Annotated in this window: 23 protein-coding genes; 5 read left to right on the top strand and 18 right to left on the bottom strand. The window is 73.2% G+C overall.

Going from position 1 to position 21,908, the window contains the following annotated elements; translation table 11 throughout:
- Positions 1 to 16: 16 nt before the first annotated feature.
- The 5 genes from K3554_RS11295 to K3554_RS11275 all read left to right on the top strand — a co-directional run bounded on the left by K3554_RS11295 (position 17) and on the right by K3554_RS11275 (position 3,971).
- A complete protein-coding gene (locus K3554_RS11295) occupies positions 17 to 1,039 on the top strand; it encodes a cobalt-precorrin-5B (C(1))-methyltransferase (RefSeq protein WP_259940291.1) in 1,023 nt (340 codons plus the stop codon).
- Positions 1,032 to 1,760, top strand: coding sequence for a precorrin-6A/cobalt-precorrin-6A reductase (locus K3554_RS11290; RefSeq protein ID WP_259940287.1), 729 nt, complete (start codon positions 1,032 to 1,034; stop codon positions 1,758 to 1,760). Before K3554_RS11295 ends, K3554_RS11290 begins: the two co-directional genes overlap by 8 nt.
- Positions 1,702 to 2,361: a DNA-3-methyladenine glycosylase gene (locus K3554_RS11285; protein ID WP_259940285.1), complete on the top strand. Its 660-nt coding sequence runs from the start codon at positions 1,702 to 1,704 to the stop codon at positions 2,359 to 2,361. Before K3554_RS11290 ends, K3554_RS11285 begins: the two co-directional genes overlap by 59 nt.
- The gene (locus K3554_RS11280; RefSeq protein WP_259940282.1) at positions 2,358 to 3,017 is read left to right on the top strand and encodes an alpha/beta hydrolase; all 660 of its coding nucleotides are present in this window, start codon (positions 2,358 to 2,360) and stop codon (positions 3,015 to 3,017) included. Before K3554_RS11285 ends, K3554_RS11280 begins: the two co-directional genes overlap by 4 nt.
- A gap of 339 nt (positions 3,018 to 3,356) precedes the next feature.
- Complete coding sequence (locus K3554_RS11275; protein WP_259940279.1) at positions 3,357 to 3,971, top strand: HNH endonuclease; 615 nt, start codon at positions 3,357 to 3,359, stop codon at positions 3,969 to 3,971.
- Here K3554_RS11275 and K3554_RS11270 read toward each other — a convergent pair.
- The 18 genes from K3554_RS11270 to K3554_RS11185 all read right to left on the bottom strand — a co-directional run bounded on the left by K3554_RS11270 (position 3,944) and on the right by K3554_RS11185 (position 21,835).
- Positions 3,944 to 4,543: a ferric reductase-like transmembrane domain-containing protein gene (locus K3554_RS11270; protein ID WP_259940276.1), complete on the bottom strand. Its 600-nt coding sequence runs from the start codon at positions 4,541 to 4,543 to the stop codon at positions 3,944 to 3,946. The two genes, K3554_RS11275 and K3554_RS11270, sit on opposite strands and share 28 nt — an antisense overlap.
- A 10-nt stretch (positions 4,544 to 4,553) precedes the next feature.
- A complete protein-coding gene (locus K3554_RS11265; protein WP_259940273.1) occupies positions 4,554 to 5,045 on the bottom strand; it encodes a Twin-arginine translocation pathway signal in 492 nt (163 codons plus the stop codon).
- Between the two features lie 86 nt (positions 5,046 to 5,131).
- Entirely contained in the window at positions 5,132 to 6,388 is a 1,257-nt protein-coding gene (locus tag K3554_RS11260) for a sodium:proton antiporter (RefSeq protein WP_259940270.1), read from the bottom strand.
- A gap of 9 nt (positions 6,389 to 6,397) precedes the next feature.
- On the bottom strand, positions 6,398 to 7,321 hold the full coding sequence (locus tag K3554_RS11255) for a DMT family transporter (RefSeq protein ID WP_259940267.1): 924 nt from the start codon (positions 7,319 to 7,321) through the stop codon (positions 6,398 to 6,400).
- 485 nt (positions 7,322 to 7,806) lie between these two features.
- On the bottom strand, positions 7,807 to 9,081 hold the full coding sequence (gene eno, locus K3554_RS11250) for a phosphopyruvate hydratase (RefSeq protein WP_259940265.1): 1,275 nt from the start codon (positions 9,079 to 9,081) through the stop codon (positions 7,807 to 7,809).
- A gap of 33 nt (positions 9,082 to 9,114) precedes the next feature.
- On the bottom strand, positions 9,115 to 10,065 hold the full coding sequence (locus tag K3554_RS11245; protein ID WP_259940263.1) for a DMT family transporter: 951 nt from the start codon (positions 10,063 to 10,065) through the stop codon (positions 9,115 to 9,117).
- Positions 10,062 to 10,472, bottom strand: a complete 411-nt coding sequence (locus tag K3554_RS11240) for a Fur family transcriptional regulator (protein ID WP_259940261.1) — start codon at positions 10,470 to 10,472, stop codon at positions 10,062 to 10,064. Before K3554_RS11240 ends, K3554_RS11245 begins: the two co-directional genes overlap by 4 nt.
- A 367-nt stretch (positions 10,473 to 10,839) precedes the next feature.
- Entirely contained in the window at positions 10,840 to 11,373 is a 534-nt protein-coding gene (locus tag K3554_RS11235; RefSeq protein ID WP_259940259.1) for a GFA family protein, read from the bottom strand.
- A 2-nt stretch (positions 11,374 to 11,375) separates the two neighbouring features.
- Entirely contained in the window at positions 11,376 to 12,752 is a 1,377-nt protein-coding gene (locus K3554_RS11230) for a YdiU family protein (protein ID WP_259940256.1), read from the bottom strand.
- On the bottom strand, positions 12,752 to 13,369 hold the full coding sequence (locus K3554_RS11225) for a TetR/AcrR family transcriptional regulator (protein ID WP_259945901.1): 618 nt from the start codon (positions 13,367 to 13,369) through the stop codon (positions 12,752 to 12,754). The genes K3554_RS11230 and K3554_RS11225 overlap by 1 nt, the downstream gene beginning before the upstream one ends.
- On the bottom strand, positions 13,362 to 14,234 hold the full coding sequence (ppk2, locus tag K3554_RS11220) for a polyphosphate kinase 2 (protein ID WP_259940254.1): 873 nt from the start codon (positions 14,232 to 14,234) through the stop codon (positions 13,362 to 13,364). The genes K3554_RS11225 and ppk2 overlap by 8 nt, the downstream gene beginning before the upstream one ends.
- Before the next feature lie 63 nt (positions 14,235 to 14,297).
- Positions 14,298 to 15,284 (bottom strand): alpha/beta fold hydrolase, encoded by a 987-nt coding sequence (locus K3554_RS11215; protein WP_259940251.1) that lies wholly within the window; start codon positions 15,282 to 15,284, stop codon positions 14,298 to 14,300.
- 1 nt (position 15,285) lies between these two features.
- Positions 15,286 to 16,212, bottom strand: coding sequence for a homoserine O-succinyltransferase (metA, locus tag K3554_RS11210; RefSeq protein WP_259940249.1), 927 nt, complete (start codon positions 16,210 to 16,212; stop codon positions 15,286 to 15,288).
- A 3-nt stretch (positions 16,213 to 16,215) separates the two neighbouring features.
- On the bottom strand, positions 16,216 to 17,076 hold the full coding sequence (locus tag K3554_RS11205; RefSeq protein ID WP_259940246.1) for an ATPase: 861 nt from the start codon (positions 17,074 to 17,076) through the stop codon (positions 16,216 to 16,218).
- Positions 17,077 to 17,086: 10 nt separating this feature from the next.
- Positions 17,087 to 17,995 (bottom strand): DMT family transporter, encoded by a 909-nt coding sequence (locus tag K3554_RS11200; protein WP_259940243.1) that lies wholly within the window; start codon positions 17,993 to 17,995, stop codon positions 17,087 to 17,089.
- Positions 17,996 to 18,105: 110 nt separating this feature from the next.
- A complete protein-coding gene (locus K3554_RS11195) occupies positions 18,106 to 19,479 on the bottom strand; it encodes an outer membrane protein transport protein (protein WP_259940241.1) in 1,374 nt (457 codons plus the stop codon).
- A 117-nt stretch (positions 19,480 to 19,596) separates the two neighbouring features.
- Positions 19,597 to 20,514 carry a DMT family transporter gene (locus K3554_RS11190; RefSeq protein WP_259940239.1) on the bottom strand — a complete coding sequence of 306 codons (918 nt, stop codon included), beginning with the start codon at positions 20,512 to 20,514 and terminating at the stop codon, positions 19,597 to 19,599.
- Positions 20,515 to 20,521: 7 nt separating this feature from the next.
- The gene (locus K3554_RS11185) at positions 20,522 to 21,835 is read right to left on the bottom strand and encodes an HlyC/CorC family transporter (RefSeq protein WP_259940236.1); all 1,314 of its coding nucleotides are present in this window, start codon (positions 21,833 to 21,835) and stop codon (positions 20,522 to 20,524) included.
- Positions 21,836 to 21,908: the final 73 nt, after the last annotated feature.

Raw genomic sequence — 21,908 nt, 5'->3', positions numbered from 1 at the left:
TGGCACGACATGGGGCATGGAGACCAAGCCCCTCCGGCGCGGCTGGACCACCGGCGCCTGCGCGACCGCGGCCTGCGCCGCGGCGCTGGAAGGCCTGTGGGGCGAGGGCATCCCCGGGACGGTCTCGATCGTGCTCCCGCGCGGCGAGCGGCCCACCTTCGCGGTGGTGCACCCGCGCATCGGCGACGGCTGGGCCGAGGCCGGCATCGTCAAGGACGCCGGCGACGACCCCGACGTGACCCACGGCGCCGAGATCCGCGTGCGCGTCGCCCCCTCGGCGGGCGGCGTCGTGTTCCGCGCGGGCGAGGGCGTCGGCACGGTCACCAAGCCGGGCCTGCCGATCGCCGTGGGCGAGCCCGCCATCAACCCCGTGCCCCGTGCCATGCTGGACGAGGCGGTGGCCGCCGCCGCCGCCCGCCACGGGCGCGGCCCGGACGTGGAGATCACCGTCTCCGTCCCAGGCGGCGCCGCATTGGCGCTGAAGACCTGGAACCCCCGCCTCGGCATCGAGGGGGGGCTGTCGATCCTCGGCACCACGGGCATCGTGCGCCCCTTCTCCTGCGCCGCCTGGATCGCCTCAATCCACCGGGGCGTGGACGTGGCGCGCGCCTCCGGCCTCCTCCACGTGGCGGGCTGCACCGGCGCCACCTCGGAGCGGACCGTGCAGGCGCTCCACCGCCTGCCCGACGGGGCCATGCTCGACATGGGAGACTTCGCGGGCGGGCTGCTCAAGTATCTCGCCCGCAACCCCGTTCCATGGGTTACGATCGGGGGGGGGATCGGAAAGATGACGAAGCTCGCTCAAGGGGCGGCCGACCTGCACTCCGCGCGCAGCCGGGTGGACTTCGCGTGGTTGTCGCGGCTCGCGGGCACGGACCTGACGGGCTGCAACACCGCGCTGGAGGCGGCGGGCCGCGTGCCCGGCCTCGGCCAGCGCGTCGCCGAGGCGGCGCGGGCGGAGGTGGCCCGGCGCCTGCCGGACGCGCGGGTGGACGCCGTGGTGGTGGACCGGGCCGGAACGGTGCTCGGACATGCCTAGGCCCAACCGCCGCCGCGCGCTGGTACTCGCCGGCACGTGGGAGGCGCGCGAACTGCTCCTGCGCGTGCGCGACCGCGAGGTGGTGGGATCGCTGGCGGGGCTGACGCGCGCGCCCGCGCTGCCCGGCGAGATGCGCATCGGCGGCTTCGGCGGCGACGGGGGCTTCCGCGCCGCCCTCGCGGAGTTCTCCGCCGTGGTGGACGCGACCCATCCCTTCGCCGAGCGCATAACCGAGCGCGCCGCGCGCCTGTGCGCCGAGACCGGCACGCCCCACCTGCGCCTCACCCGCCCCCCCTGGGAGGCAGAGCCGCACTGGCATCACCACGCCACCCTCGCCGAGGCGGCCGAGGCCATGCCGGAAGGCGCGCAGGTGCTCGTGACCGCGGGCCCCGGCGGGCTGTCGCCCTTCCTCGGACGCGGCCTGCATCTCTGGTGCCGGCGCGTCGACCCGGCGCCGCCGATGGAGGGCGTGGAGTGGATCGTCGGCGGCCCCGCCGAGATGGCCGAGGAGGTCGCCACCATGCGCGAGCGGGGCATCACCCACCTCGTGGCCCGCAACTCCGGCGGCTCGGGCCGCTGCAAGCTCGCCGCGGCCCACCTCGTGGGTGCCGAGATCCACATCGTCGACCGCCCGGCCCCGCCCGCCGGGGGAGAGGAGACCCATGACATCGATGCCGCCGTCCGCTTCGTCGCCGCCCACGCGGATCATCGCGACGCTTGAGGACGTGAGGGAGGGCGCGGCGTGGCTGGCTGCGACCGAGCCGCGCTTCGCCCACGCGCTCGATCTCACCGGACCGCTGCCGCTGCGGCGGCGCCGCGACGGCTTCGCGGCGCTGCTCGCGGCGATCGTCTCGCAGCAGGTCTCGGTCGCCGCCGCGCGCGCGATCCTCGCCCGCTGCACCGCCGCCGGCATCACCGGCCCGCGCAAGGTGATGTGGGCCACGGACGAGGAGCTGCGCGCCTGCGGCCTGTCGCGCCAGAAGGTCCGCTACCTGCGCGAGCTGTCGCAGGCCGGCATCGACTGGAAGTCTTTGCGCACCGCGCCCACCGACGCCGTGGTCGAGGAGCTGATCCGCGTGCCCGGCATCGGCCGCTGGACCGCCGAGATCTACGCGATGTTCTCGCTGGGCCACGCGGACGTGTTCGCGCCCAACGACCTCGCCCTGCAGGAGGCGGCGCGCCTGCTGTTCGCCATGCCCCACCGCCCCAAGGAGCGCGAGATGCGCGCCATGGCCGAGGCATGGTCGCCCTGGCGCGCGGTTGCGGCACGCCTGCTGTGGTCCTACTACCACGTCGCCAAGAGCCGGGAAGGAACCCTATGACGCTGCGATACGAACGGCGGGGCCCCGATGCCCCCGAGCGACTGGTGATCTTCCTCCATGGCTACGGGGCCAACGGCGCCGACCTTATCGGGCTGGCCGACCCCCTGGCCGAGCACATGCCCGGCACGGCCTTCCTCGCCCCCGATGCGCCCGAGGCAAGCACCGCCAATCCCGCCGGCCTCCAGTGGTTCCCGATTCCCTGGATCGACGGGTCGAGCGAGGAGGAGGCCGCCGCCGGCATGGAGCGCGCCGTGGCCGACCTCGACGCCTTCCTCGACGAGACGCTGGCGCGCGAGGGCGTGGCCGCGAAGGACGTGGTGCTCGCCGGTTTCAGCCAGGGCTGCATGATGGCCCTCCACGTGGCCCCGCGCCGCGCCGAGGCCGTCGCGGGCGTCGTGGGCATCGCGGGCCGCCTGCTTGCGCCCGAGCGGCTCGCCGACGAGGTGCGGGTGCGCCCGCCGGTGCTGCTGGTCCACGGCGACATGGACGACGTGGTGCCGCCCCAGTCGCTGCCCGAGGCCGCCGAGGCGCTGGAGGCCGCGGGGTTCGAGCGCATCTACGCCCACGTCATGAAGGGCACCGGCCACGGCATCGCCCCCGATGGCCTTTCCGTGGCGCTGGCCTTCATGCGCGACGTGCTGAAGCTCGAGGGGTGACGCGACGTTCGCCAGGTTTCACGCGGACTTACGGGACGAGGACGCCGCTCGTTAACCATTCGTTAACCTTTTAGGCATAATCCCGGACCAAGGCACTCCTCGTTGATCCGATCCGTGCCATGGGGGTTTCAGGACCTTCGCCTCCGGTCCGGCGTGCGGCAGTCCCGCCGTACCGGGGGCACCCCACCTTCCACCGCGGACGACGCGATCGCTCCGGCCCTGTCGGAGCCGTGATCGGCCACGTCATCTGGAAGGTTGCACGGCTTCCGACGCGATATATAGTTTCCACCGAGGGCCCGCCGCATCGCAGATGCGCCCCTGGCCCCGGAGGATTGCGCGATGCCCGCCCCCAGCCCGTCCGGCGCCCCACGCAGCGGCGACTTCCGCTCCGCCTTCGTGCGCGAGGCGGCGGGCACGCGGCACTTCCCGGCGCTGGTGCTGAACGCCGACTACCGCCCGCTCAGCTACTACCCGCTGTCGCTCTGGCCCTGGCAGGAAGCGGTCAAGGCGGCCGTGCTCGACCGCGTGACCATCGTCGCCGAGTACGAGGAGGTGGTCCGCTCGCCGAGCATCGAGATCCGCATCCCCTCGGTGGTGGTGCTGCGCGACTACGTGGCGCCGCAGCGGACGGCGGCGTTCACGCGCTTCAACCTGTTCCTGCGCGACGAGTTCCGGTGCCAGTACTGCGGCTCGCGGGGCGACCTGACCTTCGACCACGTGATCCCCCGCGCCCGCGGCGGCATCACCTCGTGGGAGAACGTGGTCGCCGCCTGCGGGCGCTGCAACCTGCGCAAGGGCTCGAAGTCGCTGCGCCAGGTGGGCTTCACCCTGCGCCGCCCGCCGCGCCGCCCGTCGCCCGCGCAGCTCATGAACCTCGGGCGCAAGTTCCCGCCCGGGCATCTGCACGAGAGCTGGATGGACTTCCTCTACTGGGATGCCGAGCTGGACGCCTGACGCCGCCAGCCCCGCATCGCCGCCCACGCCGTCGCCAGGACGGCCAGTAGGCAGAGCGCGGCCTTCGACACGGTGCCCATCGTCCCCTCGATCAGCAGCGCGTGCGCCGCCGTGCCCCCGACCACTGCCGCGCCCAGCGCGAGGTGCGCCCGCCGCCACGTGGCAGGGCGCAGGCGTCGCCGACCCACCGCCACCACGGCGGCGGCGAAGGCGGCCCACATCGCGGCGACGCCCCAGGGCGAGAACGGCGTGGGCGAGCGCAGGAGCAGGGCGTCGACGACGTCCGGCGGGCTGGTGACCCATAGGCCGCCCACGTGCACGAGGATCGCCGCGATCAGCAGCACGCCCGCGGCGCGGTGCACCCGGCGCCCCCGCCGCGCGCCGAGGCCGGGCAGCGCCCCGGTGGCCAGCAACGGCTGCAGGAGGAGGCACGCCAGTCCCACCACGCCCGCGAGCCCCGCCGCGACGTAGACCGGCTCGCGCCAGGCCAGCAGCGGGCTGGTGGACGCGATCCAGAGGGGGACGGCGATCGCGGCGGCGAGCGCTCCCCAGATCAGGGCGGCACGCGCCACGATGCGCGGGTCAGGCAGGTTGAAGCACGAAGTCGACGTGCAGCGCCGTCTGGTCGGGGCGAGCCATGACGGGGCGCAGGAACACGGTCTCGAAGCCGCCGCCGCCGAAGGCCGCATCCTGTTCTGCGTCGAAGGCGAGATGGCCGTGGGGCTGGCCGAAGGCGGGCACGATCTGCGGCATGTCCATGCGGAAGCTGCCGTCCGCCGCCGTAAGGGTGGCGCCGTGGCTGCGGGCGTCGCGCTCGTGGCCCTCGGTGGTGTGGGCCCAGATCTGGATGCGCCGCCCCGGCAGCGGGGCGCCGTCGCCCGCACGGCGGACCGTGCCGGTCATCAGGAACCCGCCGGCCCCGATCCGCTCCACCACCGGGGCGCCGGGGCGGTAGTTGTTGGCGCCGCCGCGCATGGTCGGCGTGGGCGCGAGCGCGCCGTAGGCGGGCACGGCGAGGCCCGCGAGCGCGGCGGCTCCGGTGGCGAGGACGCTGCGGCGGGTGGCGGGGATCATGGCGAGGCTCCCTTGCGGCGGGGTGAGACCCCAGAGGTAGGGCACGGCCCCGGCCCCGTGAACCGTGCACACGAGAATGGGAACGCCTAGCCCACGTCCAGCTCCGGCTCGCCGCCCAGGCGGCGGGCGAGGGGCGCGACCGTCAGGCCCTGCACGATGATCGAGAAGAGGACCACCATGTAGCAGGCGGTCAGCATCAGCGGCTTCCACTCGTTCTCGGGCAGCGCCAGCACGAGGGCCACCGAGATCCCGCCCTTGAGGCCGCCCCAGGTCATGATCCGCGTCACGCCCTGCTCGAGGTTGGCCGAGAAGGGCTTCAGGATCGCCACCGGCACGGCCACGGCGGCGAAGCGCGCGACGAGGTGCAGCACGATCGCCCCCAGCCCGGCCACGAGATAGCTCGCGTCGAAGGCCACCGCGAAGACCTCGATGCCGATCAGGAGGAAGAGCACGGCGTTCAGGATCTCGTCGACGAGCGTCCAGAAGGTGTCCACGTGGGCGCGGGTCTCGGCGCTCATGCCGTGGCGCGTGCCTACGTCGCCGATCAGGAGGCCCGCCACCACCGCCATGATCGGCGCCGAGACGTGGAGCCAGAGCGAGAGCTGATAGCCCCCGAAGGCGAGCGCCAAGGTGATCAGGACCTCCAGCGGCGGGTCGTCGATGCGCCGCATGATGCGGAACGTCACGAAGCCGAGGGCGGCGCCCAGCAGCGCCCCGCCGAACGCCTCCTGCGCGAAGAGGAGCGCGGCGCCCGACAGGCCCGAGCCGTGGGCGTCGTCCGCCGGAAAGGCGATGCCGACGAGGACCAGGAACACCACGTAGCCTACGCCGTCGTTGAACAGCGACTCGCCGGCGATCTTGGTCTCCAGCGACTTCGGCAGCTTGGCCGCGCGCAGCACGCCCAGCACGGCCACGGGGTCGGTGGGCGAGATCAACGCGCCGAACACGAGGGCCACGAGGATCGGCGTGCCGGTGAGCCAAGAGAAGCCGACGCCCGCGATGGCGGTGGAGAGGCCGACGCCGATGGTCGCCATGAGGAGCACGAGCAGCCACTCGCGCCGCAGCGCCTCGACCTTCACGTGGAGCGCGCCGGCGAAGAGGAGGAGGCCGAGCATCCCCTCCAGCAGGGCGTCCGAGAACTCGATGCCGAGCACGACCTCCTCGATCGACTCCTCGACCGTGAGCCACGGGAACACGGCGTCCGCGCCGATGATCAGGAACGAGGCGACGAGGGCCACCACGAGGATGCCGATGGCCGAGGGCAGCTTGAGCACGAGGTGGTTCACGGCGCCGAAGAGGGCCGCGGCCACGAGCAGCAGCGAGGCGATGGCGAGGATGTCCATGGGGGCGTCCTAGGGTGTCGGGGCGCGGGCGGGCGCGGCCTCGGGGGCCGCACGCGCCTCGCGCCAGAGGATGTAGAGGCCGGTGGCGACCGTGACGGCGATGCCGAGGTTGGCGAGCGGGTCGGGCCAGTCCCCGAACAGCCACAGCCCCACCAGGGCCGCGACGGGGATCTCGACGTACTGCATGGGCGCGAGGGTGGCCGCGGGCGCGAAACGCAGCGACCACGTCATCATCAGATGCCCAAGGGTGCCGAGAAGGCCCATGAGGAGCAGGAGCGGCCAGTCGCCGCCCACGGGGGCGAGCGCGACGAGAGGGCCGCCGCCCAGCGCGTAGCCCGCCCCGAGGAGGGCGAGCGCGACGATACCCGCGTCGGCCTGCATCGCCACCGGGTCGGCCTCGCGGGCAAGCGCGCGGGTGGCGAGGATGAAGAGCGCGAAGACGACCGCGACGCCGAGCGGCAGCAGCACCGCCCAGCCGGCCTCGGCGAAGGTGGGCTGCATCACGAGGAGCGTGCCGCCGAAGCCCACCGCGCAGGCGAGCAGGCGGTGGGGACCGACGGTCTCGCCGAGGAGCACGTGGCCGAGGAGCAGGAGCACGAAGGGCATCACGAAGGCGATCGCGATGGCCTCGGCGAGGGGCAGGACGCGCAGGGCGGAGATCATCAGGAAGATGCCCGCGATCTGCAGCACGGCGCGCAGGGCAGTCAGCATCCAGCCCCGGCGCGACAGGGCGAGCGTGCGGCGCGTGGCGAGCGCGAGGGGGACCAGCACCGCCACCTGCGCGGCGAAGCGCGCGAGCACGAGCTGCAGGACGGGGAAGGTGCCGGCGAGGATCTTGGCGGCGGCGTCGGCGAGCGGGGCGGCCACGCAGAACCCCATCATCAGAGCCACGCCGAGGACCGGCCGGTCGGAGGGACGGAGGAGCGCGGTCATGGCACGGGGTTACGCGGGGCGCGGGCGGGGGGCAATGGCGAGGGCCGGTCCGCCTCCGGCGGACGGATCGGTCCGGTGGACCGATCCGAGGCCCGAGCGCGCCCCCGCACCGGCGGGGTCGCCGGTGGAAGCGCGACGGCAGCCTCGCCCCGGGCCCGACCCGGGGCCTCGGGGTGACGGTGGAGGTGGTGCTGCGGAGCGGGGACGGACGTCGGGGCGCCATATGCCATCGCCCCGTTCCGGAGGGCTGTTCCAACAGCGCCCGGAGGCCCCGGATCAGGTCCGGGGCGTGTCGCGCTTCGTTGCAGGCGACGCCCGTCGCTCGCTACGCCCCGGCCCCCGCGTCGGGGCCTCGGGGTGCGGTTGGCGGTGGCGTTGCGGAGCGGGGCGGAAGCGGCGCCACACGCCGTCGCCCCTCCACAGGAGGAAGCTCCGACGGCCCCCACAGGCCCCGGGCCAAGCCCGGGGCGCTCCCAGCCCAGCCCTCAGCGCAGGATCGACCGCCCCGCGTACCGCCCGCGCTCGCCCAGCATCTCCTCGATGCGGATCAGCTGGTTGTACTTCGCGAGCCGGTCCGAGCGGGCCAGCGAGCCGGTCTTGATCTGCCCGCAGTTGGTGGCGACGGCGAGGTCGGCGATGGTGGCGTCCTCGGTCTCGCCGGAGCGGTGCGACATCACGCAGGTCATGCGGTTGCGGTGGGCCATGTTCACGGCCTCCAGCGTCTCCGACAGGGTGCCGATCTGGTTGACCTTCACCAGCAGCGAGTTGGCCGCGTTCTTCTCGATGCCCTCGGCCAGCCGCGCGGGGTTGGTGACGAAGAGGTCGTCGCCCACGAGCTGCACCTTGCCGCCCAGCGCCTCGGTCAGGGCCACCCAGCCGTCCCAGTCGTCCTCGGACATGCCATCCTCGATCGACAGGATCGGGTAGTCGCGCACGAGCGCGGCGAGGTAGTCGACGTTCTCGTCGGGCGACAGGGTCTTGCCCTCGCCGGCGAGGTGGTAGGCGCCGTCGCGGTAGTACTCGGTCGCGGCGCAGTCGAGGGCGAGCCAGACGTCCTCGCCGGGCTCGTAGCCAGCGCGCTCCACGGCCTTGAGGCAGAAGTCGAGCGCCTCGCGGGTGGAGGGAAGCTCGGGTGCGAAGCCGCCCTCGTCGCCGAGACCCGTCGAGAGGCCCGCCTGCGTGAGGTCCTTCTTGAGGGTGTGGAAAATCTCGGAGCCCATGCGGACCGCCTCGGCGACGGAGTCCGCCGAGACCGGCATGATCATGAACTCCTGGATGTCGATCGGGTTGTCGGCGTGCTCGCCGCCGTTGATGATGTTCATCATCGGCACGGGCAGGGTGCGCGCCGCCGTGCCGCCGACGTAGCGGTAGAGCGGCAGGCCGGCGGCCTCGGCGGCGGCCTTGGCAGCGGCGAGGGAGACGCCGAGGATGGCGTTGGCGCCGAGGCGCGACTTGTTGGCCGAGCCGTCCAGCTCGATCATGCAGGCGTCGATGTCCTCCTGCTCGGTCGAGTCGAAGCCCACCAGCGCATCGGCGATCTCGCCGTTCACGGCGGCCACCGCCTCCAGAACGCCCTTGCCCTTGTAGCGGGCGGCATCGCCGTCGCGCTTCTCAACCGCCTCGTAGGCGCCGGTGGAGGCGCCCGAAGGCACGGCGGCGCGGCCCATGGTCCCGTCCTCCAGCGTCACGTCGACCTCCACGGTCGGGTTGCCGCGGCTGTCGAGGATCTCGCGGGCGTGGACGTCGGTGATGGTGAACATGGGGGAACTCTCCGGGTCAGGGTCGCGCGCCTCTTAGCGCGGCGGGTCACGTTGGGGAAGCGGGCGCCGCGCCCGGGCCTCGCGCAGGAGGGTGAAGACGCCGGCGCCGACCACGACGGCGATGCCTGCGAGGGTGAAGGCGTCGGGGCGCTCGCCGAAGAAGATCGCGGCGAGGACGAGGGCGAAGACCATGCGCGCATATCGGAACGAGGAGATCACCGCGATGTCGCCGGCGCGGGTGGCGCCGACGATGGCGACGTAGCCGGCCAGCCCGAACACGAGGCAGCCCGCCATGGTCAGGAGCTGGAGCGCGGTGGGCACCACGAGGGGCTGGGCGAGGGCGAGCTGCAGCAGGAGGCCCGCGGGCACGATCGCGGCGAAGGCGACCATGGACAGGAGCAGCCCCGAGAGCGCGTTGGGCAAGCCGCGCGTGGCGAGGTCGCGCACGGCGAGGCAGAGCATGCCGCCCACGGCCAGCAGCACCAAGGGATCGAAGCTGTCGGCGCCGGGGCGCAGGATCAGGAGCACCCCGCCGAAGCCCACCGCGATCGCGGTCCAGCGCCGCCAGCCCACCGTTTGCCCGAGGAACAGGGCGGCGCCCATCGCCACCACGAGCGGCGTCGCCTGGATAACGGCGGAGGCGGTGGCGAGCGGGATCAGAACGACGGCGGGCACGAAGAACGAGGCGCCCACGGCGTCGGCGGCGGAGCGCAGCAGCACGCGGGGGTGGCGCAGCTCGGGGACCCACAGCGGCTCGCCGCGCAGGGCGAGGATGAGGCCGAGGACGAGCGCGCCGCCGAGGCCCAGCATCCAGATGATCTGCGCCGGCGGCAGGGCGCCGCCCAGCGACTTGATGAGCGCGTCTTCGCAGGCGAAGCCGGCCATCGCGGCGGTCATCAGCGCGCAGCCGCGCAAGGTGGCCGCGCGCTCACCGGCTTCGGGATCGAGGGGGGCGCCGGCGGAGCCGGGGGGCAGCGCGCTCACGGGCGGCGCACGCCGAACAGCTCCAGCCGGTGGCCGCGCAGCTCGTAGCCGAGGCGGCGGGCGATGCGCTCCTGCAGGGCCTCGATCTCGGGGTCGCAGAACTCGATGACCTCGCCGGTCTGCACGTCGATCAGGTGGTCGTGGTGCTCGCGCTCGGCGTCCTCCCAGCGGGCACGCCCGTCGCCGAACTCGCGGCGCTCGAGGATGCCGGCCTCCTCGAACAGCTTCACGGTGCGGTAGACCGTGGCGACCGAGATCGCCGGATCGACCGCGGCGGCGCGGGCGTGGACGGTCTCGGTGTCGGGGTGGTCGTCGGCGGCCTCCAGCACCTCGGCGATCACGCGGCGCTGGCCGGTGAGGCGCATGCCGTGGCTCTCGGCGCGGGCGAGGATCGGGGGACGGGTCATGGCGCCCCAATACGGCGCGGGGGCCGTGGGCGGAAGGGCCGAAGCCGTCGTGCTCGTGGTCCGGGATCGGCGCCGCGTTCGAGGTCGAACGGACGGATCGGGCGGCCCGGACGGACGTCCGGGGTGTCCTCGGGGGCGTCATCCCCCCCTCGTTGCATGCGGTTCGGACGATGGGCCCCGTGCCAAGGGGGCCCCGCCATCTCCGTCATTCCGGTCGGGGCCGAGGCCCCTGCGCGCGAGGACGGGTTGTCCGGGGGAGCGGTTAACGGGGGGTGAATGGGCCGCCCCGGACTCGATCCGGGGCCTTCGCCATCCGCATTCGCATCGCTCAGCAGTTCCAGCGCCGACGGGTCCCGGAGGCCCCGGCTCAGGGCCGGGGCGGGGCGGGTGGCAGGTCCAGCGGCGCGGCGTCGGGCGCGGGCGGGTTGCGGAAGCCCATGCGCGCCCAGGCCACGAGGAGGCGGGCGTAGAAGCCGAGGGAGTGGGTGCGCAGGTTGGGCACGTCGTGGGGCAGGTCGCGATCCCCGGTCATGGTGCGGAACTCCGTGCGGGGGCGGGCGCTCTCGGTCCAGATTGCCGCGTAGAGGCTGAGCCAGTGGCCGCCGGGGAACTCCAGGAACACGGGCGTGCCGCAGCAGGTTGCCACCACGCGGCGGGTTCCGCCCTCGGCGAGGCGCAGGGCGCGCAGGTGTTCGGTGCCCCGCTCGAAGCGGACGCGGTCCTTGCGCTGCATGACGAAGGCGGTGCCGCCGCGGGCGTCCAGCACGGGCAAGGCGTCGGGAAGCGCCTCCAGCATCGCGCCGGCGCGGCGGCAGCTTGCGCAGTGGCACTCGACGGCGGCGATGGGCGGCCCCTCGACAGCGAGCGCGACCGCGCCGCACCGGCATCCTACCTGCGTCATTGTCACGTGCCGCAGAACGTCCGCTCCACCCGTTCCTCGGGGCGGGCGGGGTCGCGGAAGGGGCGGTTGGCGGCGGTCTCGGTCCAGGGGTCGCGCAGCACCTCGTGGAGGCGGTGGAAGGGCGCGAGGTCCCCCGCGTAGGCCGCCTGGATCGCCTCCTCGACGCGGTGGTTGCGCGGGATCACGGCAGGGTTCGCGCGGCGCATGGCCTCGCTGTCGGGGGCGAGGCCGCGCCAGCGGGCGAGCCAGTCCTCCAGCCGGGGCGGCGCGTCCACCACGTCGCCGTCCACGGCGAGGGCGCGGAATGTAAGGGTGAAGTCGAGGCGGTGCTCGGCCATGATCGCCAGCAGCTCCGATCCGAGCGCGGGGTCGTTGACGCCGATCTTGGCACCCAGCACCCGCCGCCACGCCGCGTCGAAGAGGTCCGCGAACCCCTCCAGCGTCTCGGTGGCCTCCCGCACCGCGGCCTCGCGCTCGCCCATCACCGGGAGGAGGGCCGTCGCGAGCTGGGCGAGGTTCCAAAGCGCGATGTCGGGCTGCTTCGACCACGCATAGCGGCCGAACTGGTCGATCGAGGAGAATACGGTGTCGGGGTGGTAGGCCTCCATGAAGGCGCAAGGCCCGTAGTCAATGGTCTCGCCGGAGACGGCCATGTTGTCGGTGTTCATGACGCCGTGGATGAAGCCGAGGCCCATCCACTGCGCGACGAGCTCCGCCTGCCGCTCCATCACCGCGCGCAGGAAGCCGAGCGGGCCGCCGGCCGTGGGATGGTGGCGGGCGGTGGCGTGGTCCAGCAGCAGCCGCACCGCCTCGGCGTCGTCGCGTGCGGCGAAGACCTGGAAGGTGCCGACGCGGATGTGGGAGGCCGCCACCCGCGTGAGGATGCCGCCCGCCACGTCGCCCTCCTGCCGCAGCACGGTCTCGCCCGTGGTGACGGCGGCCAGCGCCCGCGTCGTGGGCACACCGAGGGCGTGCATGGCCTCGGACACGAGGTACTCGCGGATCACCGGCCCCAGCGCGGAGCGGCCGTCGCCCATGCGGCTGTAGGGGGTGGGGCCGGAGCCCTTGAGCGCCACGTCCCAGCGCCGGTCGCCGTGCACGTGCTCGCCCAAGAGGATCGCGCGGCCGTCGCCGAGCTGGGGCGACCAGCCGCCGAACTGGTGGCCGGCGTAGAGCTGCGCCATCGGCTCGGCGCCCTCGGGCACGCGGTTGCCGGCGAACACATCCAGCGAGGCCTCCACCTCCGCCGGGTCGAGGCCCATCTCCGCGGCGAGCGCCCCGTTCCATGCGACCCAACCGGGATCGGCCACGGGCGCAGGGGCCATCTTGGTGCCGAATCGCTCGGGCAGGCGGGCGTAGGAGTTGTCGAAGCGGAACATCACTCGTCCTTCGCGATCAGGCCGAGGCCCCGCAGGTAGATGCCGATGCCGGCCTCCAGCAGGTCCTCGGGCGGGTAGGGCGCGTTGCTGCCCGGCTCGCCGCGCGCGAACAGCTCCACCACGCCGTGGCTCATGGCCCATATATGGGCCGTCACCATCGCGGCGGGAGGGCGGCGGCCCTCCGGAATGCGCTCCGACAGCGAGGCGGCCGCCCGGTCCAGCACCTCGCGGGAGCGGGCGTAGGCGCGCGCCAGCTCGGGCGTCGCGTTGCGGTTCAGGCCGGACTCGAACATCGCCGTGTAGTGCCCCCGGAAGCGGCGCGCGAAGGCGAGGTAGGCGCGGCCGGTCGCCTCGAACGAGGCCAGCGCGGAGGGCTGCCCCTCCTGCCAGGCGTGGGCCATGAGGTCGGCGAACATCGCGTGGCCCTGGAGCGCGCACTCGATGATGAGGTCCTCGCGCCCCTCGAAGTGGCGATAGACGGCGGCGGGCGTGACGCCGGCGGCGCGCGCGGCCTCGGAGAGGGTGAAGCCGGTGGGGCCCTTCTCCTCGATCAGGCTGAGGGCCGCATCCACCAGCGCCTGCCGGAGGTTGCCGTGATGGTAGCCCTGCTTAGGCACCATTCAGCCAGAGATCGGGGCCGCCGGCGATCTGCGGATCGGGCGCCGTCAGCGCGTCGTCGCGGCCCTCGTAGGGAACGGCCGAGAGCACGGTGCGGATCGCCTCGAGCCGGGCGCGGCGCTTGTCGTCCGAGCGCACGACGGTCCAGGGCGCGTAATGAAACGAGGCGCGCTCCAGCGTCTCGCCGATGGCGGCCGTGTACTCGTCCCACTTGGCCAGCCCCTCGACGTCGATGCGGCTCAGCTTCCACTGCTTGAGGGGGTCGCCCTCGCGGCGGAGCATGCGGCGCAGCTGCTCCACGCGGCCGACGTTCATCCACAGCTTCACGAGGATGATGCCGTCCTCGACCAGCAGGTGCTCGACCTCCGGGACTTGCGCGAAGAACGCCTCGCGCTGGGCGGGGGTGCAGAAGCCAAAGACATGCTCGACCACGGCGCGGTTGTACCAGGAACGGTCGAAGATCGCCATCTCGCCGGCGGTGGGCAGGTGCGCGAGGTAGCGTTGGAAGTACCACTGGCCGGCCTCGGTTTCGGTGGGCTTCGACAACGCCACGACGCGGGCCGAGCGGGCGGAGAGGTTGGCGGTGAGGCGGCGTATGGTCGATCCCTTGCCGGCCGCGTCGCGGCCCTCGAACACGACGGCGAGGCGAGCGCCGCTCTCCTGCATCCAGCGCTGGCACTTCACCAGCTCGACCTGAAGCGCATCCAGATCGCGCTCGTAGCGCTTCTTGGACAGCCATTCGGGGTAGGGGTAGCCCTCGGTCGCGATCTCCTTGCGGCCCGCCACGGCGAGGGCGCGGCGCACGGGCTCGGGGGCCTCGGTCTCGGCGTAGCGGGAGATGGCGCCGTCGAAGGGCTTGGTCATGGAAGGGCTCCGGAGGCTCGGGTTGCCGACAGCTAGCAGGCCGTGCGGCGGGCGGCGAGGGCGCTACTGCGCGGCCGCTGCGGCGCGCAGGCCCGCGCGGGCGGCGGCGCGGTCGATGGCCGCCACCGTCTCCTTGGGGCGGACGTGGTGGGGCATGTGGCCGACGCCTTCGAGCATGGTGAGATGCGCCGAGGGGACGGCTTCGGCTAAGGGCACGGCGTGGATCGAGGGCGGCACGATGGTGTCGCGGGCGCCGTGGACCATCTCGATAGGCAGGCGGAGCGCGTCGTAGCGCGGCTGTTGGGCGGCGATCTGCGGCTTCAGGTTGCGCAGATGGCGGGCGTTGGCGCGCATGGCGCCGAGGCGCAGGGCGAGCGCGCCGCCGACGTGGCGGGCGTAGCCCTCGGGCACCGGGTCGGGGTGGAAGATCGCAGCCACGGCGGTGCGCACGCGGCGGGCCGGGACCGTGGCGGCGAGCACGGGCGCGACCAGCCCGCCGCCGAGCGCGGAGCCGAGCGTGCCGTAGAGCGGGCCGATCGAGCCGGGCCAGACCCGCGTGACGGCGCCCAGCAGCACAAGCGCGGCGGGCGGCGACTGGAGCGCCCAGGCGAGGGCCACGGCGCCGCCGAAGGAGTGGCCGACGACGATGGGGTTCTCCGCGCCCAGTTGCGCGGCGGCGCGGCGCAGGAGGCTCGCCTGCTCCTCGATGGTCTCGGCGCGGCGGGAGAAGCCTCGCGCGTAGGCCGAATCGGTGCGGCCCGTGTGGCCGAGGCCGGGGCGGTCGAGGGCGATCACGCGGTAGCGCGCGGCGAGCAGGTCCACGAGGCGGAACGTGAAGTCGCGCAGGTTGCCCGACGCCCCGTGGATCAGCACCACGTCCGGCCCCCGTCCGCGCACCAGCGCGTGGACCGGCACGCCGCCGACGTCGATCACCTCGCCCTCGGGCGGGAAGCGCCGCTCGTGGTCCAGCGCGCGGCGGGCGGCGCGGCGCAAGCTCAGCGGCACGGCAAGGCTCAGCTTCGCCAGGATCACGAGCGCGGCCCAGAGCATGCTACCCTGCGCGCTCCACCCCGATCTCCGCGAGGTCGAAGGGCGTGGTCTGGTAGATCTGGTTGATCCAGTTGCCGTAGAGGAGGTGCGCGTGGCTGCGCCAGCGGTTCAGCGGCGGGCGCGCGGGGTCGTCGCCCGGGTAGTAGTTGCCCGGAACGTTGATCGGCACGCCCGCGGCCACGTCGCGGTCGTACTCGCGCTTGAGCGTGTCGGTGTCGTACTCGAAGTGGTTGAAGATGTGCAGCGCCCGGCGGGCCGGGTCCTCGACGAGGCAGGGGCCGGTCGCCTCGGAGCCGAGCAGCACGCGCATCCCCGCGGCCTCCAGCTCGGCGCGGCGCATCTCGGTCCAGCGCGAGACGGGGATCACGCACTCGTCGGAGAAGCCGCGCAGGTAGGGCGAGGCGGGCGCCTCGTTGGCGACCGGGAAGCAGCCGAACGCCTTGGCGTCCAGCTCGTGCTTGGGCACGCCCGCGAAGTGCCAGGCCATCGCCATGGCGCCCCAGCACACGGCGAAGGTGTGGTGCACGTTCGTCTGCGTCCAGTCCATCACCTCGCGCAGCTCGGGCCAGTAGGTGACGTCCTCGAAGGCGAGGTGCTCGATGGGCGCGCCGGTGATCAGCAGGCCGTCGAAGCGCTGGTCGCGGACCTCCGAGAAGGGGTGGTAGAAGCTCTCCATGTGCTCGGGCGCGGTGTGGCGCGACTGGTGCTCGCTCATGCGGATCAGCGTCAGGTCGATCTGCAGCGGCGTGGCGCCGATCAGCCGGGCGAACTGCGTCTCCGTGGCGATCTTCATGGGCATCAGGTTCAGGAGGCCGATCCGCAGCGGGCGGATGTCCTGGCGGGTCGCGTCGTCGTCGCTCATGACCATCACGCCCTCGCGCTCGAGGATGCGGTAGGCGGGCAGGTCGCGGTGCAGGGTGATGGGCATGGCCTAGCCCTCGGCGCGCCGGGCGAGGGCGCGGGCGACCATCTCCACGGCGTCGGCGGCGTCGCGGACGCCCGACACCTCGTTCACATCCACGGAGACGCCCCAGCGGGCGGCCATCGCGCCGTAGATCGGCTCGCGGCGGCGCATGGCGCGCTCGTAGGCGAAGGCGGCGAAGGCGTCGGGGTCGCCGTCCGTGCCGTGCTCGGCGGAGAACTCGGCCCAGAGCGCCTCGTTCACGGCGCGCGGGTAGCACATGGGCTTGGGGTCGGCGCGGAAGCGGCGGACGAGGCGGTCCACGTGGTCCTCGCCGCCGCGGATCCAGACCATGAGGGCGCTGTCGTGAAGCGTGTTCAGCACCGGGTCGGCGGGGTCGTCCGGGTCGACCACCTCGCAGATCGAGCCGCCCGTGTCGCACACGAAGTGGTCGTAGCCGTAGAGGTCGGCGGAGCGCTCCACGAAGAACGGCGTGTCGAGGAGGGCGCGGCGCTCGGCCTCGACGTGGAGGTCCTGCCGACGCAGGTACTCCGGGAAGGCTAGGCCGCCCCGCACAGGGTCGCCCGGCTTGCCGAGGAAGGCCGAGAGCGGCGAGAGGTTCTCGAAGCTCATGTTGGCGCCGATCCAGATGCCGTCGCCGCGTAGCAGGTCGCGCAGGAACGGGACCTTCATCGCCTCGCGCTTGAGGTTGTCGTTGATGAACTCGCCCATGTGGGCGGTGCCGATGCGGTAGTCCACGGAGTAGTGGAACCACTCGCCGGACGCGCGCAGGATGCGGGCGAGGTGGGTCTTGCCCAAGCCGGACATGCCGAAGAAGGCGACCCGCTTGCGGGGCGCGCGGCGCCAGTCCTCTGGGGTGCGGTAGAGCATGGGGCGCGGGTTAGCGGCGTGCGCGGGGAATCGCAACGCGGCGCAGAAGACGGCCGTCGAGCACGAGGAGGCCGAGGGCGAGGACCGCGAAGCCCCCGAGGGCGTGCGGCCCCAGCGTCTCGCCGCGCACCACGGCGCCCAGCACGATGGCGACGGGGGCCACCAGCAGCGTGACGAGCATGGTGTTGCCGGACCCGGCGACGGCGAGGACGCGGAAGTAGAGGAGGTAGGCGAAGGCGGTCGCCACGAGCGCGTAGTAGGCGATGGCGGCCCAGGTCGCTGGCGCCGCGGGCAGCGCGAGGCCTTCGGTCAGTGCGGCCACGGGCAGCATCACGAGGGTGGAGCCGGTCAGCATCCCGGCGGCGGCCACCTCGGGGGCGAGGCCGCGCAGGTGCAGCCGCGCCCAGACGCCGGCGAGCGCGTAGCCCACCGTGCCCGCCACCACGGCGAGTTGCGCGAGGGAGCGGAGATCCAGCGCGGCGAAGCTGCCGAAGCCGATGGCGGTGGCGACGCCGGCGAAGCCGATGGCGACGCCCGCAGCGCGGCGGGGCGTGAGGCGCTCGTCGGCGAGGAACAGGGCGGCGAGCAGCACGCCCCAGACGGCCGTGCCGGCGTTCAAGATCGAGACCAGCCCGGTCTCGATGCTCAGCTGCCCCCAAGCCATGAGCGTGAACGGCACGACGTTGTTCAGGACGCCCATCACCAGGAGCGCGCCCCAGACACTCAGGGCGCGGGGCACGGCGAGCCCGCGCCACAGCACCACGGCCCAGAGCGCCAGCGCCGCCGGGGCCACGCGCCAGGCCACGGAGGCGAGGAACCCGATCTCGTCGAGCGCCACGCGCACGGCGAGGAACGAGGCGCCCCAGACCAGGGCGAGGAGGCCGAGCTCGGCCCAGGCGCGGGGGGACATGTCGGGCATGGGGCGGGCCTACCGCGCGCCGCGCGCCGGGGCGACCCGGATCGTGCGGTCCAAGACGCGAAACGCCCCGCCGGTGAAGGCGGGGCGTTCCAAAGCCGTCGGGGGCCGGATCAGAACTCGTAGGTGAGCCGCAGGCCGACGCCGAGCGCGTCGTTGTCGCGGAACGCGGCCACGGGGCGGCCGGCGACGCCCGCGTCGGCATCGCCCAGCTTGGTGTAGTTGAGGCCGCCCGAGACGTTCATGTTGGCGGTGCTGTAGCGCCCGCCCAGCGACAGGCCGATCTGGCCGTCGTTCGGGCCCAGCGGCGAGACCGTCGAGGAGCCGTTGTCCTCCTCGTAGGTCACCGTGGCGAGGCCCACGAAGTCGGGCGTGAAGCGCCGCGCGACGCCCAGCGAGACGCGGTACACGTCGTCGATGTCGGCGAGGTCGGTGCCGAGGTTCGGCGGGATCACATCGAAGTCGTCCCAGTCGGCCCAGCGCAGACCGGCGATCAGCAGGGTCTGCTCGTTGATGCCGGTCTGGAAGTCGACGTTGATCGACTGCGGCGTGGAGAACGAGGTCTCGCCGACGATGGGCGCGCCGCCGCCGATGAAGCCGAAGCGCTCCACGGAGTTGCCGTCGTGGACGACCTCGGAGTGGTAGGTGACCGCGAGGCGCAGGGCGATCTCGGGGATCTCGTAGGCCGCGCCGAGGGTGAGGCCCGCGCCCCAGCTGTCCTCGATGTCGACGGAGTAGCCGCCACCCGCGACGAACGCGCCGGTCGGGCCGGCGATGGCGCCGAAGGTGCCCTGGGCCGTGGCCACGTCAGCACCGAAGCCGGCGGCGGTCAGCTGGCCGCCCAGCGCGGCGGCGCGGGGATCGCCGGTGGCGACGCCCGCGAAGGCGGTTCCGGCGCCGTCGCCGAGCGCGCCGAGGATCGCCTGCGCGGCGGCCTGGTTCGGGGCGCCGGGCGTGGCGGCGGCAGTGCCGACCGCGGTGCCGAGCGGACGGGCCGCGGCGCGCGCGCCGAGGGCGGCGGCATAGGCCTGGCCGTTCAGCTTCACGGTGCCGCCCGCGCGCTGGGCGCGCACGCCGCCGAACACGCTGACGTTCTCGTTGACCTCCATGCGGGCGATAAAGCTCAGGGCCTCGGCGCTGAGGTCCGCGGCGGTGCCGCCGAGGTTCGAGGTGCGCGGGTCGAAGTCGTAGTCGATGTCGGCGCCGAAGGGCTGGTCGGCGATCACCGAGTAGGTCACCCGCTCGTTCAGGCGGTTGGTGAAGCTCAGCTGGGTGGAGCTGTAGTTCTCGCCCACGTCGTAGGAGCCGCGGCCCGCGCCGAAGTCGGTGCCGGTGACGTCGGGCATGACGTAGTTGAAGGTCAGCGACACCGTGTCCTCGGGGTCGAAGATGCTGAGCACGCTCTGCTGGGAGCGGTCGAGCCCGCCGGCCTGGGCGCCGGTGGCGATCGCGGTGGTGGCGAGCAGCGCGGTTGCGATGCGGATCATGTGTGGTCTCTCCCTGTGGGCCCGTGGGGGCTGCGCGCCGGCCCTCTCCCGAGGCGGACGCGTCCGTGTGCCGCGATGGATGCCGAGCGCCCCGGAGGGGTCAAATCGGACCCTACGTCACGACCCGGGGGGAAACGCTTTCGCCGCATTCGGTTGCGCCGGCGCAACATTCCCCGCGGGCGCGCGGGCCGCGAGGCGCAGGTTGGCCCAGGACGCCCCGACGATCAGGGCCGCCCCGAAGGCGACTTCGGGCGCGAGCGATTCGCCGTAGGCGAGGGCGCCTACGGCGGCGATGACGGGCAGGCGCAGGAAGTCCACGGGCATCACCGTGGAGGCGGGCGCGAGGCCGAGCGCCTTGGTCAGGCACAGGTGCGCGCACAGCCCCGCCACGCCGATCGCCGCGAGCCAGGGCGCGGTGGCGGCGGTGGGCGGGGCGATCTGCCCGTCGTGGCCGGCCGCCACCAGCCCGAGCAAGAGCTGGATCGCGGTGAGCCAGAACAGGATCGACACGAGGCCGTCGGTGCGCGTCAGGCGCCGGGTCATCAGGTTGGTCAGCGCGAAGAACACCGCCGCGAGGCCCGCGAGCAGCAGCCCCGGCTCCACTGCGCCACCCCAGGGGCGGGCCACGGCGAGCACGCCCGCGAAGCCGAGGGCCGCCACCGCGTACTGCGCGGGGCGCACCCGCTCGCCCAGCAACGGCGGGGCCAGGAGCAGCACCCAGAGCGGCGAGGTGAACTCCATCGCGAAGACCTGCGCCAGCGGGATCATGGCGAGCGAGGCGAACCACAGATTCTGGCCGGTGAAGTGGGCGAAGTTGCGGACCGTGTGCAGGCCCAGCCGCTCGCGCCGCACGTCGCGGAGCGTGCCTGTCGCTGCCGCGGCGCCCACCACCAGCGCGAGGCCGAGCGCGGAGCGGTAGAGCATGATCTCGAACGTGTCGTGGGCGCCCGCGAGCTGCCGCCCCGCCACCGCCATCAGGGTGAACGAGACGATGGAGCCGATCATCCACAGCGCGGCGCGGGCGCCGGCGGTCATGGGCGCATCACTCCAGCGGCCGGATGCGGAGCTGGGTGATGCGGTTGGCCTCGCGGCCCGAGACCTCGAAGCGGAAGCCGTGGAAGCTGAACACCTGCCCCACGGTGGGGATTGTCTGCGCCTCGTGGATCACGAGCCCGGCGATGGTGTTCGCCTCCTCGTCGGGCAGCGACCAGTCGGTGGAGCGGTTCAGGTCGCGGATCGTCATCTGCCCGTCGACCACGTAGGCCCCCGTGGCATCGGGCTCGAGCTGGGGGGCATCGGGCTCGTCGTACTCGTCGGTGATCTCGCCCACGATCTCCTCGAGGATGTCCTCGAGCGTGATGAGGCCTTGGAGGGCTCCGTACTCGTCGACCACCAGCGCGAAGTGGGTGTGCTGGCGCAGGAACTGGCGGAGCTGGTCGTCGAGCGTGGTGGTCTCGGGGATGAAGTAGGGATCGCGCATCACCTCGGTAACGTCGAGCGAGGACAGCCGCGTCAGGTCGCCGCCGGAGCCGCGCACTAGCCCGTCGATGTGGCGCAGGAGATCCTTGGCGTGGACGACGCCGATGATGTTCTCGGGCTCGCCGCGGTAGACGGGCAGGCGGGTGTAGCGCGAGGCCAGGCACTGGTCGAGGATCGCGCCCGGCTCGGCCTCCACGTCCACCATCTCGATGCCCGAGCGGTGAAGCATGATCTCCTCGACGTAGCGCTCGCCGAGGTCGAGGGCGCCGAGCAGGCGGTCGCGGTCCTCCTTCTCGACGGAGCCCTCGGTGTGGCCCAGGGCGATGGCGCCCATGATCTCCTCGTGGGCGGACATGATCCGGCTCTCGGGGTCGATGTCTACGCCGAAGCCCCGCAGGATCAGGCGCACCAGCGCGCGCACCACGTCCACCACGGGCGCGAACAGGCGCACCACCACGACGATCGCGGGCGCGACGCGGCTGGCCGCCGTCTCGGGGTTCGAGATCGCGTAGGTCTTCGGCAGCACCTCGGAGAAGACGAGCACCAGCGCGGTCATCACCAGCGTGGCGATGGCCACGCCGCCCTCGCCGAAGAGGGCGGTGAAGAGCGCGGTCGCCAGCGAGGCCGACAGGATGTTGACGATGTTGTTGCCGAGCAGCACGGCGCCGATCAGGCGCTCGCTGTCCTCGGTCACGAGCAGCGCCTTGTCGGCGCCCTGCGCGCCCTTGTCGGCCTGCATCCGCAGCTTGGCGCGGCTGGCGGCGGTGAGCGCGGTCTCGGAGCCCGAGAAGAACGCGGAGGTCATCAGGAGGAAGAGGATGGCCCCGGCGATGCCCCAGGCGGTCCCCCATCCCATGGTTGCGGCGGCTGTTTCCATGCGGCGGGCTTAGTGCCGGGGCGGCGCGTCGGCAAGCGCGTCCACGCCCCTCGTTTCCGTTTCGCAGATACCT

Origin of the sequence: Jannaschia sp. W003, from assembly GCF_025144335.1 — a bacterium.
Classification (GTDB): domain Bacteria; phylum Pseudomonadota; class Alphaproteobacteria; order Rhodobacterales; family Rhodobacteraceae; genus Jannaschia.
Note: the sequence above shows the minus strand (reverse complement) of the source record. Positions and strands in the feature narration are given on the sequence as shown.